Raw genomic sequence first — 13,329 nt, 5'->3', positions numbered from 1 at the left:
GCTGTCTTATGTTCCTTGTCCGTTGAAAAACACATCAATTGTCGTTGCAGCACCCGGTGTACTCGAACGATATGCAAGCCGTGTGTATTTGAGGAAACGCTGAGGCACAAGCACGTCTACCGACCCTGCAGTAATACCGGTAACCGTGTCTACATCGGCAAACCAGTTCGTTCCGTTGGCGCTGATCTCTACCCTTGCATCCACGCTGTTTGCAGGGCCTGCATTATATACGAAGAAGGAGTACGTTCCGAATACACTGGTGCTTACCGGACCCAGCGGGGTGAACGTATCTGCTGTAGGAATGCCGAGCACCTGCGTTTCTGTGAAGCTTTTTTGTGAAATGGAGGTGACGCTGCTAAGTGTACCGGCGGTGATGGTCGCCCCGAGGAGGCTGTTGATCGTTCCTGCGGTGATCGTTGCTCCGAGTATGCTTGTGATTGTTCCTGCGGTGATCGTTGCTCCCAGTACGCTCGTTAACGTCCCATCCAGCAGGTTCGTCAGGGTTCCCGCCGTGATCGTCGTGCCTAGCACACTTGTGATCGTTCCCGCTGTAATCGTCGCTCCAAGCACGCTCGTTAACGTCCCATCCAGCAGGTTCGTCAGGGTTCCCGCCGTGATCGTTGTTCCCAGTACACTTGTGATCGTTCCTGCGGTGATCGTCGCTCCAAGCACGCTCGTTAAGGTTCCATCCAGCAGGTTCGTCAGGGTTCCCGCCGTGATCGTCGTGCCTAGCACACTTGTGATCGTTCCCGCTGTAATCGTCGCTCCAAGCACGCTCGTTAACGTCCCATCCAGCAGGTTCGTCAGGGTTCCTGCGGTGATGGTTGTTCCCAGTACACTTGTAATCGTACCCGCTGTAATCGTCGCTCCAAGCACACTCGTCAACGTTCCATCCAGTAGGTTCGTTAGTGTACCGGCAGTGATCGTCGCTCCGAGCACACTCGTTAATGTTCCATCCAGCAGGTTCGTCAGGGTTCCTGCGGTGATCGTCGTTCCCAGTACGCTTGTGATCGTACCCGCTGTAATCGTCGCTCCAAGCACACTCGTCAACGTTCCATCCAGCAGGTTCGTTAGGGTTCCTGCGGTGATCGTTGTTCCCAGTACACTTGTGATCGTACCCGCTGTAATCGTCGCTCCCAGTACGCTTGTCAACGTTCCATCCAGCAGGTTCGTCAGGGTTCCTGCGGTGATCGTCGTACCCAGTACGCTTGTGATCGTACCCGCTGTAATCGTCGCTCCAAGCACACTCGTCAACGTTCCATCCAGCAGGTTCGTTAGGGTTCCTGCGGTGATCGTTGTTCCCAGTACACTTGTGATCGTTCCGGCGGTAATCGTCGCTCCGAGTACGCTTGTAATGGTCCCATCCAACAGGTTCGTTAGTGTACCCGCAGTAATTGTCGTGCCCAGTACACTTGTGATCGTACCCGCTGTAATCGTCGCTCCGAGTACGCTCGTAATGGTCCCGGCTGTAATGGTAGCTCCCATCACATTCGAGATGGTTCCATCCAGCAGGCTTGTGAGCGTCCCGGCAGTGATCGTCACATTCGATATGCCTGGCATATTACTGATGGTTCCGTCCAATATAACGCCAATCAGGTTGCCGCTTGTATCTGTTCTGACCGGATGGCTGACATTTGCATCATCAGTTCCGTAAATTAAACTCCTTAAATTATCCGGATTCAAGTTAAAGGTTGAAAAGTTAGGCATTTCTCACATCGCACCTCCTTATCGCTTAACCAAGGGTTCACACATATAAAGTGCTACCGTACAGTATGCAAGTGGAGGGACACGCGGTAACGGCACAAGCCGGGAAATGATGCCTAACTCATTCATCATCTAGAGTCTGATATCCACTTATTTTTATGAGCCTCTTCATTTTCTCCTGCGCAATATAGAGAGACAACCCAAACCCGTCCGCCAGGCTTCGCATATATATAATTCAAGGTAGTCGTGAACGGCAGCTGCTAACAAATTAAATCTTCATAATGCAAGGGAGGAGGATCCTATGACGAATTACTCTGTATTCAATACAGCCAACAAGCCCATTTATGTACAGCAGACCAATACTTATGTGTCGCCTGCTATTGAATCAATGCCTGATCTCAGCGCAGCCTCTGCCGGCAGGCTGTTTACCCTGACCACAGGAAATGTCAGCGCAGGTGGCGGCGCAAATCTGCTGCTGCAAGTCGTTAACCCTGCAGCAAGCTCCCGCACGCTGTATCTATCCCAGATCATCGGAGGCAGCACAGTCGCCGCTTCACTTATTGTGTATAATGGCGGGATACTTACCGGAGGTACGGCTCCTGTTCCGGCCAACAACAACTTCGGAAGCAGTGTGACCAGTGCAGCGACAACACAGCAGGTAACAGGAACCGTAACCGGCTCGCCGGTCACCCTGATGAGTATTCCTCTTACGGCTGGCGCGTACAATATTCAGCTGCGCGGATCTGTTATCGTTCCTCCCGGACGTTCAGTAACCATTAGCATCGGCCCTGGAGCACTTACCGGCTCCATCAACCTGACTTGGTGGGAGGTCTGAGTATGAATACATTCGTAAAGGAGGGATCTGTGTGCCAAACGACCATATCTTCGGATCTGTGAACAAACCCCTTGCGGATCGTAACGTGAATACCTATCAAGCCCCTGCGATTGGCGCCCCTCCCGAATCCAGTGCAGGCCGAGCAGGAGCCCTATTCACTGCGGGAGCCACAAACTCGACTACACTGGGACTGCTTGGCGGTAGTGTTATTATCACTGTTCAAATTACGAACCCTGCGGGCAGCGGAAGAAACGTTTATATTTCCCGTATAACCGGAGGTATCAATGTCGCTCTTAACCTCCTCTCCTCCTTCACCGGGACGTTGGCTATTGTACGCAATGGAACCCTTGGAAGCCCGGCTCTGCTGACTCCAGTGAACACGAATTTCGCTAGCAGCAGTACCTCTCTGATGACAGCGAGGTCTTCTAACGCTGCGTCTACAGGCGGAACACCGGTTCTGTCCATGCCGCTCGCTGCAGGTCCCTTCAGCTTCGATGAAATCGGTCGCTTCATTGTGCCGCCTGGCCAGTCCTACACCTTAACAGTCAGCGGTTCTCTATCTGTAGCCGGCCTGCTCGCTTCTACAGCCAATGTGATGTGGTGGGAAGCTTAGTCTCTACTGTATTGCTGCTTGCTTCATTTCTGTGCTCTCCTTCTGCATGATGGTCTGGTTCGTGACCATGTACAGACCATTTCCCAGCCCGATAACCAGTGCAAGTCCAGTGATCATCCATGAAGAGCTGCTGCTTGGAACAAGCCCCAGCCCGGCAATGCCGAGACCGATTCCCATCGCGCCTGTACCCAGGCCAAACCAGTATTCATCAAAGAGCCCCCTGCACGAGAGGGCCGTGAGGGGGCTTAAGAGGTCTAATACATATAGCTTTAACCGAGCACAACCCGGTCATCTGACAGCTTCGTTCCGCTGATTCGCTCAAACTCCTGAAGCAGCTCCGGTACAGTTAATGTCTTCTTGCGCTCGGCATTGACGTCAAGAATAATCCGGCCTTTATCCATCATAATAAGCCGGTTGCCAAGCCTTATAGCCTGCTCCATGTTATGAGTAACCATCAGTGTGGTCAGGTTCATCTCACGGACCAGCGTTTCGGTAATATTCGTAATCAGCTCAGCTCTTGATGGATCAAGTGCAGCCGTATGCTCATCCAGCAGCAGAATTTCCGGCTCCGTAAACGTTGCCATAAGCAGGCTGAGCGCCTGACGCTCACCCCCGGACAGCAAGCCGACTTTTGCTCTAACTCGATGCTCAAGACCGATTCCAAGCTTCTCCAGCTGTTCTCGGAACAGTGCCCGCGTCTTCTGGTTGATGCCAAAGGATAAGCCGCGAGATTTCCCGCGCCGGTAGGCCATCGCCAAATTTTCCTCAATCGTCATCATTGGCGCGGTTCCTGCCATCGGGTCCTGAAACACCCGGCCGATCCACTGACTTCGCTTGTATTCAGGCAACTGGCTGATCGTTTGATTCCGAATCTGCACTTCACCTGCATCCGGCTTCATTACACCCGATATAATATTCATCAAAGTCGATTTACCTGCGCCATTACTGCCGATGACTGTTACAAAATCCCCTTCATTCAAGGTTAGATGGGCATCCATAAGCGCAATCTTCTCATCCACGGTACCTGGATTAAACAGCTTGGATACGTGATTGATATGCAGCATTACAGGTCACCTCCCATCGATTTACTACCCGTGCCGGACAGCAGCTCTGTCGTTCTCCGCCGCGCCATGTTCTTCTGACGAATACTGCGTTGTACAGAAGGAATCAGAAGCGCCAGAATAACAATGACAGCCGTAATAATCTTCAAATCCGAAGTCTCAAATCCAGGGACTCGAAGCGCGATCATAACGACGATGCGGTATACAATAGAACCAATGATAACGGACAGTGTCGCGAGGAAGATGCTCCGCTTGCCCACGATCGCTTCTCCGATAATAACCGATGCGAGTCCAACGACAATCATCCCAATCCCCATGCTAATATCCGCAAACCCTTGATACTGTGCCAGGAACGCACCGGATAGAGCCACCAGCCCGTTAGACAGACTGATACCTACCAGCTTGGTTGTATCGGTATTGGCTCCAAAGCTGCGAATCATTCGCTCATTGTCTCCTGTTGCGCGGAGAGCGAGACCCAGATCTGTTTTGAAGAATACATCAAGCAGCACTTTAACAACAAACGCTACAATGAACATGAACAGCAGAACAGACATGCTGGAGAAAATATTGTCAACACCCAGCAGAGACAGATTCGGCGCACCCAGAATCCTCATGTTGATCGAATGCAGGGCAATCATCATCAATATACCAGACAACAGACCGTTGATCTTACCTTTTGTATGCAAGAGACCTGTACATGCTCCGGCGATCAGCCCCCCTCCAAAGGCTGCAAGTGTCGCAAGCCAAGGTGAGAAGTCGTTCGTAATCATAATTGCAGCAATTGCCGCACCTGTCGTAAAGCTCTGATCCACCGTAAGATCTGGGAAATCAAGGATTCGGAACGTAATGTATACACCGAGAGCCATTAATGCATACAAGAGTCCCAGTTCAATGGCTCCAGGAGTCGATTTCAGCAGACTAAGCATCGTTTCTAACATGTGTTATCCTCCTATTTACAAAAAAACAGGGTGGTATGTCGTCCACCCTGCTTCCGAGCATTCAGCATACTAACCTCAATTAGGTTACTCGATGATGTTGTTCTCTTGATCCTCTACAGCAGCCTTCATCTCATCTGTAACTTCTATGCCTTGCTCTCCAGCTGCCTTCAGATTCAGGATAAGATCCAACTTGTCCGGTACAGTCACCTCAAGATCTCCTGGATTCGTTCCGTTCTGCAGGATGTCAGCTGCCATCTCGCCTACTTGGTAGCCATGATCATAGTACTTGAAACCGACAGTAGCAAAGGCACCCTTCTCTACCGTATCCCGATCACTAGAGAAGAAAGGAAGGTCATTGTCATTAGCCGTCTTGATAATAGTATCCACGGCACTCACGACAATATTATCCAGTGTGATATATAGTGCATCTACCTTATCAACGAGTGAAGCAGCAGCTTGTTGAACCTCCGACGTATTTGTTGCCGCTGCTTTCACCAGCTCGATGTCATGCGCGGCAAATGCTTTTTCCGCGCTAGCTGCCATGACAACTGCGTTTGGCTCACCTTCATTCAGAACAAGTCCCACCGATTTAATATCCGGCATTTGTGTCGCAATGAATTCTGCCAGCTTCACAATGGCCTCTGGATTCGTATCGGATGCGCCAGAGACATTACCGCCCGGTTTCTTAAGATCGGTGACCAGTTTAGCATCCAGCGGATCCGTCACTGCTGCGAACAATACCGGCTTGTCCTTCACCTGGCTTACGACAGCTTGTGCGGAAGGTGTAGCAATCGCAAGAACGAGGTCACTGCTGTCCGTTGCAATCTTCTGGGCGATGGAGTTGTTATTCGCTGCATCGGCCTGTGCGTTGTTATAATCAATCTTTAGATTCTCATCCTCTACAAGTCCTGCATCCTTGAGCGCTGCAATAAACCCTTCCTGTGTTGCATCCAGTGAAGGATGCTCAACATACTGAGAAATAGAAATAGAATAGGTCTTCTCTGCAGCCCCTTCATCTCCTCCCGCTGTACCTGAAGTTCCGCTCTCTGTGCCGGATGGATCGCTGCCGCACCCTGCAACCAGGGCGATTGAAGCCGTTACCATTAATGACATCCACCATTTTTTGCTCATCTTTGTTTCCCCTCTCTTTTCTACATGTCCCCATTTTCCATTAAATACCTCTTACATACTGCGTCACATAATAGCATTAGTGCTTTTATATTTAACTGCACTAAAGCAATATGGCGTGTTTGGTTCCTGTTTTGGAAATTATTGACGCGTGGTCGATACAACTTTTCCCTAATATTAAGGGCGCCTGCACTATTCGTCAATTAATACTTTTATTGTATGTTAAAAAAAAGAAACGTCCAGCAGAAATTTCTGCTGGACGCCTCCATATATGACACTTATTCTATATTTAATTTTCACAAGACGAAATCTTGTAAGTGCAGCATCGGCCGCCCTTAGCAAGACACTCCGTGCGCGATACTGAAACCTCAAGCAGGGACTGAAACAGCTCCAACTCACAGCGGCAGGCCTGTCCATAGGCATCTGCCACTTCGGAGATGGGGCAATTGTATTCTTTCAGCACGAAGCCCTCTTCCACTTCCATCAGCTCGGTCATATATCCGTTGTCATTCTGGATGCGGGCAAGAGATCGAACTCGGCCAGCCAGGTCCTTGCCCTTCATCTCCGTGGCATACCGCTGGTGCAGCTTGTTCCTTCTCCGCTCGAATAACAGGTCGATCATCTCTTCACCCGACTCCTCGGCAAGCTCGCCTAGCAGATCGAGCGTTACCTTCGGGTACGTCTTCGGAAACAGCCCCTCTCCACTGTCAGTAAGACCAAATACTGCAGAAGGGCGACCGGCTGTCTGCCGGATTTCGCTGGTCGCAATATGTCCATCCTTCTCCAGTGTTGCCAGGTGCCTGCGGACCGCCATTTCCGTAATGCCCAGTTCAGCTGTAATTTCACGAGCACTTAAGGGACCTTGAACCTTCAGCATGTGAAGGATTCGCTGACGTGTGGACTTCTCTTTGGGCGCGCTCATTACAACCACCTGCTTTCTTGTCAGTGAAGATGCGGATCTGATTAAGATATTGCCTTCGCGTGCGCCTCTTCCCGGCAAGCATCAGAGCAGAAATGCTGATGCTCTTCCTCACATGCCTCACAAGATACGTACTGGAGATTGCATGTCGGGCAGTTCACATATTGGTCATGCGTTGTTCCACAGTGGTAGCAGGAAGCAATGACAATATCCTCTTCCGTCTGATTGATTGGCACGGAAATTCTTTCATCGAATACATAACATTTTCCGTCAAACAACCGGCCTTGTACTTCCGGGTCTTTACCATAAGTCACAATACCGCCCTCAAGCTGGGCTACATCCTCGAAGCCTTCTTTGATCAGGAATCCGGTCAGCTTCTCACAGCGGATGCCGCCTGTGCAGTAAGTGATGACTTTCTTGTCTTTGATATCGCCTAAATTCTCACGAATCCATTCGGGAAACTCACGGAAGGATTTGACGTCTGGACGAATTGCACCGCGGAAGTGGCCAATCTCATACTCATAATCATTGCGACCGTCAATGACAACAACGTCATCGCGTTGAAGATGCTCATAGAACTCTTTCGGGCTGAGGCGTTTGCCGCCAATTACATTCGGATCAAGCTCTTCATCATAACGGAAGGTAACGAGCTCTTCCTTATGACGAACGAACATTTTCTTGAATGCATGCCCTTCGACTTCGTCAATCTTAAACCAAATATCGCTGAACAGCGGATTGGCCTTCATGTCGTTCATATATTGCTCGGTCTGCTCGTAGGTACCGGATACGGTGCCGTTAATTCCTTCTTTGGCAATCAGTATCCGTCCTTTGAGACCAAGGTCTTTGCAGTATTTTAAATGTTCCTGTGTAAAAGCCTCAGGATCCTCAATCTGGACAAATTTGTAGTACAACAATACACGATAATTAGAATTACTCATTTTCTTCATTTCCACCTGTCTTTATTTATAGTTCCAAGCTATGAATTAGACAACTTGAATTTGTTCGTTACCCTCATAAACGACAAGAAGCAGCCGCAAAAAAGGGATTCCCTTCCGCCGCTACCGTCAGTTCTCGGGCAATGTATACATTAAGTCTATAAAAACAACGAAGCTTAGTCAATATTTATGTATAAAAAGGGGGCTGTGGCTTGCTGGAAAAGCATCCGTTATTTTCTGCAGACACATAAGGACGCTTCAAAAAGCATGACCTATAAAAAACACCAGGGAATCATGCGATTCCGCTGGTGTATTATGATGAATTAAGCTTTGACCGACCCTTGAGTTACACCATTGATGATCCATTTTTGTGCAAAAATATAAATGAGGATCATTGGCAGCATGGCCATCAGATACGAAGCAAAGGCCAGGTTGAAGTCCGTATTAAACTGTCCTTGGAAGATATACTGCACAAGCGGCAGTGTATACTGATCCTGATCGCTGATCATAATGAGCGGCAGCAGGAAGTCGTTGTAGGTGGACAGACAGGTCAGAATTCCGACCGTTGCACTCATCGGTGCCAGCAGCGGGAAGATAATCCGCCAGAATGTACCCCATGTTGTTGCTCCATCGACCTTGGCCGCTTCTTCCAGAGCGATTGGAATTGAACGAATATAAGCCACGTAGATAAATACGTTAAAGGCCAGACCATATACTGTGTGCAGCAGGATAAGTCCCAGCAGGTTGGTCATGCCGAGCCCTGAAGTAAGCTTAACGACAGGCAGCATAATAATCTGGAATGGAATGAACATCGCACTGACAAAATAGAAGTACAGCCCTTTAAAAAATTTGTGGTTCATGTTCCGCGCGATCGCATAGGCGACAAGCGAGTTGGTCAGCAATGTCAGGACCACCGTCGATATCGTAACAATCGCACTGTTACCCAGCGCGTTGAAGAAGCCTGTCATCTCGATGGCACGAGAGAAGTTATCCCACTGGATATCTGCGGGAAAGGAGAAGACGGATTGACGCATCTGCTCCGGATTTTTGATCGCAATCGTTAGCGTCATGTAGAGAGGGAACAGGATCACAATCGTACCGAGCGCGACGAGCAGCGTAATCGGCCAATTGGTGCGTGAGCGTGATTTTCTCATTACATGTCACTCTCCCTTCTCTGCAGAAATCTAAGCTGAATAATCGAGATAATGGCGATCAGAATGAAGTAAATGATGGCATTCGCCGATTGATAAGCAAATTCGCCGCCTTCGAAACCGCCGGTATAGATCAAGTGCGCAATGGATTGTGTTGCCCGTCCTGGTCCACCGTTCGTCATGGCTACGATGAGATCGAAGACCATAAGCGAGTTCTTCATGGCAAGCACCATGTTGATCGTGAAGAATGGTGCGATAAGCGGGAAGGTAATACTCCAGAATTCGCGCCATTTGCTCGCTCCGTCCAGATTGGACGCCTCATACAGATCCGTTGGAATGGTCTGCAGCCCGGCAAGATACAGGATGGTGTTGAATGCAATCCCTTGCCAGATCGCGACTGATACAACCCCAACCCATGCGAGATCCTGGCTGCCCAGAATATTGGTTGATAGGGCGGTCAATCCTAGATTCTCTCCCCAGATCGGGAATACGTTCGAGAACAGGTAGTTGAAAATATATCCGACGATCAGAATGCTCAAAATGTTCGGAAGGAAGTAAATCGCCCGGAAGAAATTCCGGTATTTGATCTTCGCATTCAGCCCCAGCGCAATCAGCAAGCTGATGATGTTAATGAAGATGGTCGCCACAATGGCATATTTAATGGTGAATCCGTATGCATTCCAGACGTTCTCATCTGCAAACAGATTAATGTAATTTTTAAATCCAACCATATCATATTGATCACCGAAGCCGTTCCAGTTCGTAAATGAGTAATACAACCCTTGTAGTGCAGGCAGGGTCATAAACACAAAGAACAGTGCTACGGCCGGCAAAGTCATCCAGTAGAACGGAGTAAGCCGATTCTTCATGTTTGTTCCTCCTCGTATCCTATCTTCGATTTGCTACCTTATCCCACTCTTCGTCGAGTTTCTTAAGATAAGCATCAATGTCTCCGACCTGCAAAAATTCCTGTACGATTGAATTCAGCTGAACAGCAGACGGAATGTAGTGGTCAGCAAAGTCGGTGACCTGGCCTCTCTCGATATAAGGAAGGATCTCAGCTACGCTCGAATCATCCTGCGTTACTCCTTCTACTGCCGCAAACAAATTCTGCTCATCAATATACTGCTTCATGTTATCTTCACGCAGCAAAAATTTGATAAATTCAATGGCCTCAGCCTGATGCTCTGTATCTTCAGAGACCGTAAGCAGCGTGTCTATCCCGTTAACCAGCTTGATCTCTTCAGGGTCATTTCCGGTCGGGAAAGGGAAGAATCCGATCTCAATATTCGGGTTGGCCTTGCGTATCTCTGGAATTGCCCACGTGCCTTGGATATACATGAAGGCATCCCCGTTCGCGAAGGCACGGTTACCGTCCGCATAGGTCTTACCGAAGTTATCACTATGCCCGTAATCAAGAATCTTCAGCTGCTTCTCCGCTATTTCGCGGTAACGCTCCTGGAACGTCACTTCGCCATCTCTGCGCTTCAAATAGAAGTCGATCCCTTCCAAGTTCGGGGCGAGTGCATTAAATGCAAGGTTGGTCTGCCAGTCGTCTTTATAGGTTAGGTAAAAAGGTATTTTACCTGCATCTTTAATTGTCTCCGCTGTCGCAATCAGGTCATCCCAAGTCTTAGGAACCTCAAGCCCCATCTCGCGGAACAGCGTCTTGTTATACATGATACCGTTTGCATTTGTTGCAAATGGAATCCCTGTGAGCTCTTCAAGACCGCTTACGTCTTTCACCATCTGAATATAGCTCGGATTGATCAGATCGATCATTTCTTGATCGGTCTGATCCATGAAAATACCGCTCTGAGACAGCAAGGAGAATGTATCCGTTGCTCCCAGCGCCATAATATCCGGAACATCATTCTTTACAAGCCGGGTCTTAAGCACCGTTTCTGCATCCGGTGGATTGACCTGTGTCACTTCAATTTCAGACTGCTCCTGATTGAATTTCTCTACAAGCTTGTCGAAGGATTCTTTCGCCTCGGGCTTGTTCTGAAAGAATTCAATCTGGACCTTGCCGGAGGCCCCTTCACTGCTGCCGCATGCGGTAAGCATTAATGCCGCTCCACCGGCAATGAGGAGCATTTTACAACTCTTAAGCCATTGAAATCTCATGGTGTACCCCCTCTATCTTGTTCTGATAAAAGTGCTTACATTTCCACTCGGTGTAAAGCATAGCACACTCGTTTTTAATGACCAATGGTTATAAATGTCTAACTTTAAGGTATATGTATTTAGTTCCATTGCAGTCTTGCCAACCGAAACCGGTTTCGATTAACCAGAAAAAAACGAGTGATATTTATTAAACACCCGTATCCTGGTTTAAACACCTGCATAATGAATTTTGTATAGTTGAATTTTTAGAACCTTTAATTTTTTGAAACAGACTCGTTTAGGGAATGAGCAGAATTTTTCCTGTGCTTTGCCGACTTTCAATCCATTGATGTGCTTCTGCTGCACGATCAAGCGAAAATTTCATGGGTTCAGCTAGTTTAATGTCTCCGCTTGTAATGGCTGTAAATAGGTCGTTCGCCCGCCGCACACGGTCGGCATGATCTGTCACATGATTCCATAAGTCTCCACCGGTTAATGTTTTCGACGTATCCATCAGCATCCTTGGATCGACTGGAACAGGATTACCTCCGGCCATGCCGTAGAACACGATATGGCCTTTGATTTGAACTGCTCGGAAAGTGTCCATTAACGTACTTCCAACCGAGTCATAGGCCGCTCTGACACCTTCCTGCTTGTACGACCATTGCCTTGCTTGATCTACCCAATTGCCTTCATTGTACAGCAGAACTTCATCAGCTCCCGCTTGCAGAGCAATGTCACGCTTTGACGAGCTAGAAGTAACCCCTAATACTCTTGCCCCTTTTGCTTTGGCAAGCTGGACAAGCAGCTGACCTACTCCACCTGCAGCTGCGTGCACCAGAATTTCATCCCCAGCCTGTACAGGATAACTGTCATTTAACAAGTAATGGGCCGTCATACCCTGTAGCAGCACGGTTGCTGCCTGGTCATACGTAATCTCGGAAGGCAGCTTAATGGCTTTCTCCTGAGGAACCAATACCAGCTCACTATTTGCATGTGGAACATCAGCAAAGCCCACACGGCTGCCTGGCGGCAAGCCTGTAACATCGTCTGCAGTCTCCACCACAATACCGGCTCCTTCGTAGCCTAATATGTAGGGCGGCTCCCCCTCCAGATGATAATTTCCTTTTCTGCGATACACATCTGCATAATTTAGACCGACGGCCTTCATTCGAACAAGCACACAGCCCGGCTTAAGTTCAGGCGTCTGCACATCTTCAATGTGCAGCACCTCAGGACCACCAAATTCCCTAAATACTGAAGCTTTCATTTATATTCATCCTCCCTTAAGGATTATATATTTTTTGAATATATACTCATGCCCTGTTGACACATGATAATATAATATATTTTATATGATCTCCTACTCATATTGAAGAAAGTGAAGGTGCAGCGACAACATGAACTCCGTAGAAACAAAACCTCTCCGTGTCTATATGGCTGGCTATGAGGTGTTCCGTACCGATGCTTCCGAGCTGGGACAACACATGAAGGCGCTGTGCGCTGAATATGGATTTGAAGGTATTTTTCCACTAGACAAGGATATTAAACCCCAGCCTACACGGCATGAGACGGCGGTCGCTATATTCGAAGGCAATGTGAGACTGATCGAGAAATGCGATATCATCATCGCCAATCTGAATCCCTTCCGCGGGCAGGAGCCGGATTCCGGCACCGTATTTGAATGCGGGCTTGGATACGGACTTGGCAAGAAGCTGTATGCCCATGTTCTTGATGCACGTACGATGGGGGAGAAGCTGGCAACTGCGACAGATCCAGTGACAGGACTGTATGAAGACGGGATGACGATTGAGAACTTCGATCTGCCCACCAATCTCATGCTCGGCATTCCTGTTACTATCGTAGAGGGGACATTAGAGGATGCGCTAAAGAGACTACGTACAGATCTGGGTATGGATGCTGAGTAGTCTCGCTGATG

The 13,329-nt window shown here is 48.7% G+C and carries 14 protein-coding genes; 3 read left to right on the top strand and 11 right to left on the bottom strand.

Annotated elements, in window-relative coordinates:
• Positions 1–6 precede the first annotated feature (6 nt).
• Positions 7–1,707 carry a DUF6385 domain-containing protein gene (locus tag BK126_RS29990; RefSeq protein WP_256702953.1) on the bottom strand — a complete coding sequence of 567 codons (1,701 nt, stop codon included), beginning with the start codon at positions 1,705–1,707 and terminating at the stop codon, positions 7–9.
• 298 nt (positions 1,708–2,005) lie between these two features.
• Between BK126_RS29990 and BK126_RS20110 the strand changes: the two genes are divergently transcribed.
• Positions 2,006–2,539, top strand: a complete 534-nt coding sequence (locus BK126_RS20110; protein WP_076314339.1) for a hypothetical protein — start codon at positions 2,006–2,008, stop codon at positions 2,537–2,539.
• Positions 2,540–2,570: 31 nt separating this feature from the next.
• Positions 2,571–3,152, top strand: a complete 582-nt coding sequence (locus BK126_RS20105; protein WP_076314338.1) for a hypothetical protein — start codon at positions 2,571–2,573, stop codon at positions 3,150–3,152.
• A 3-nt stretch (positions 3,153–3,155) separates the two neighbouring features.
• Here the strand turns inward: BK126_RS20105 and BK126_RS29510 are convergent, their stop codons facing one another.
• From BK126_RS29510 to BK126_RS20060, 10 genes are all read right to left on the bottom strand, one after another.
• Positions 3,156–3,329: a hypothetical protein gene (locus BK126_RS29510; RefSeq protein WP_179085578.1), complete on the bottom strand. Its 174-nt coding sequence runs from the start codon at positions 3,327–3,329 to the stop codon at positions 3,156–3,158.
• A gap of 92 nt (positions 3,330–3,421) precedes the next feature.
• On the bottom strand, positions 3,422–4,216 hold the full coding sequence (locus tag BK126_RS20100) for an ABC transporter ATP-binding protein (RefSeq protein ID WP_076314337.1): 795 nt from the start codon (positions 4,214–4,216) through the stop codon (positions 3,422–3,424).
• Entirely contained in the window at positions 4,216–5,139 is a 924-nt protein-coding gene (locus tag BK126_RS20095) for an ABC transporter permease (protein WP_076314592.1), read from the bottom strand. The genes BK126_RS20100 and BK126_RS20095 overlap by 1 nt, the downstream gene beginning before the upstream one ends.
• A gap of 96 nt (positions 5,140–5,235) precedes the next feature.
• Positions 5,236–6,282: an ABC transporter substrate-binding protein gene (locus tag BK126_RS20090; protein ID WP_076314336.1), complete on the bottom strand. Its 1,047-nt coding sequence runs from the start codon at positions 6,280–6,282 to the stop codon at positions 5,236–5,238.
• Positions 6,283–6,568: 286 nt separating this feature from the next.
• A complete protein-coding gene (locus tag BK126_RS20085) occupies positions 6,569–7,201 on the bottom strand; it encodes a helix-turn-helix transcriptional regulator (protein WP_076314335.1) in 633 nt (210 codons plus the stop codon).
• A gap of 41 nt (positions 7,202–7,242) precedes the next feature.
• Positions 7,243–8,136, bottom strand: a complete 894-nt coding sequence (gene trhO / locus BK126_RS20080) for an oxygen-dependent tRNA uridine(34) hydroxylase TrhO (RefSeq protein ID WP_076314334.1) — start codon at positions 8,134–8,136, stop codon at positions 7,243–7,245.
• A gap of 320 nt (positions 8,137–8,456) precedes the next feature.
• Complete coding sequence (locus BK126_RS20075) at positions 8,457–9,287, bottom strand: carbohydrate ABC transporter permease (protein WP_076314333.1); 831 nt, start codon at positions 9,285–9,287, stop codon at positions 8,457–8,459.
• Positions 9,287–10,153 (bottom strand): carbohydrate ABC transporter permease, encoded by an 867-nt coding sequence (locus BK126_RS20070; RefSeq protein ID WP_076314332.1) that lies wholly within the window; start codon positions 10,151–10,153, stop codon positions 9,287–9,289. The genes BK126_RS20075 and BK126_RS20070 overlap by 1 nt, the downstream gene beginning before the upstream one ends.
• A gap of 19 nt (positions 10,154–10,172) precedes the next feature.
• The gene (locus BK126_RS20065; RefSeq protein WP_379265235.1) at positions 10,173–11,381 is read right to left on the bottom strand and encodes an ABC transporter substrate-binding protein; all 1,209 of its coding nucleotides are present in this window, start codon (positions 11,379–11,381) and stop codon (positions 10,173–10,175) included.
• A gap of 307 nt (positions 11,382–11,688) precedes the next feature.
• A complete protein-coding gene (locus tag BK126_RS20060) occupies positions 11,689–12,660 on the bottom strand; it encodes a quinone oxidoreductase family protein (protein ID WP_076314330.1) in 972 nt (323 codons plus the stop codon).
• 130 nt (positions 12,661–12,790) lie between these two features.
• On the opposite strand from BK126_RS20060, the gene BK126_RS20055 reads away from it, so the two are divergent.
• Complete coding sequence (locus BK126_RS20055; protein ID WP_076314329.1) at positions 12,791–13,318, top strand: nucleoside 2-deoxyribosyltransferase; 528 nt, start codon at positions 12,791–12,793, stop codon at positions 13,316–13,318.
• Positions 13,319–13,329 lie beyond the last annotated feature (11 nt).

It is taken from the genome of Paenibacillus sp. FSL H7-0326 (genome assembly GCF_001955535.1).
GTDB lineage: Bacteria > Bacillota > Bacilli > Paenibacillales > Paenibacillaceae > Paenibacillus > Paenibacillus shunpengii.
This window is presented reverse-complemented; position numbering and strand designations above follow the sequence as displayed.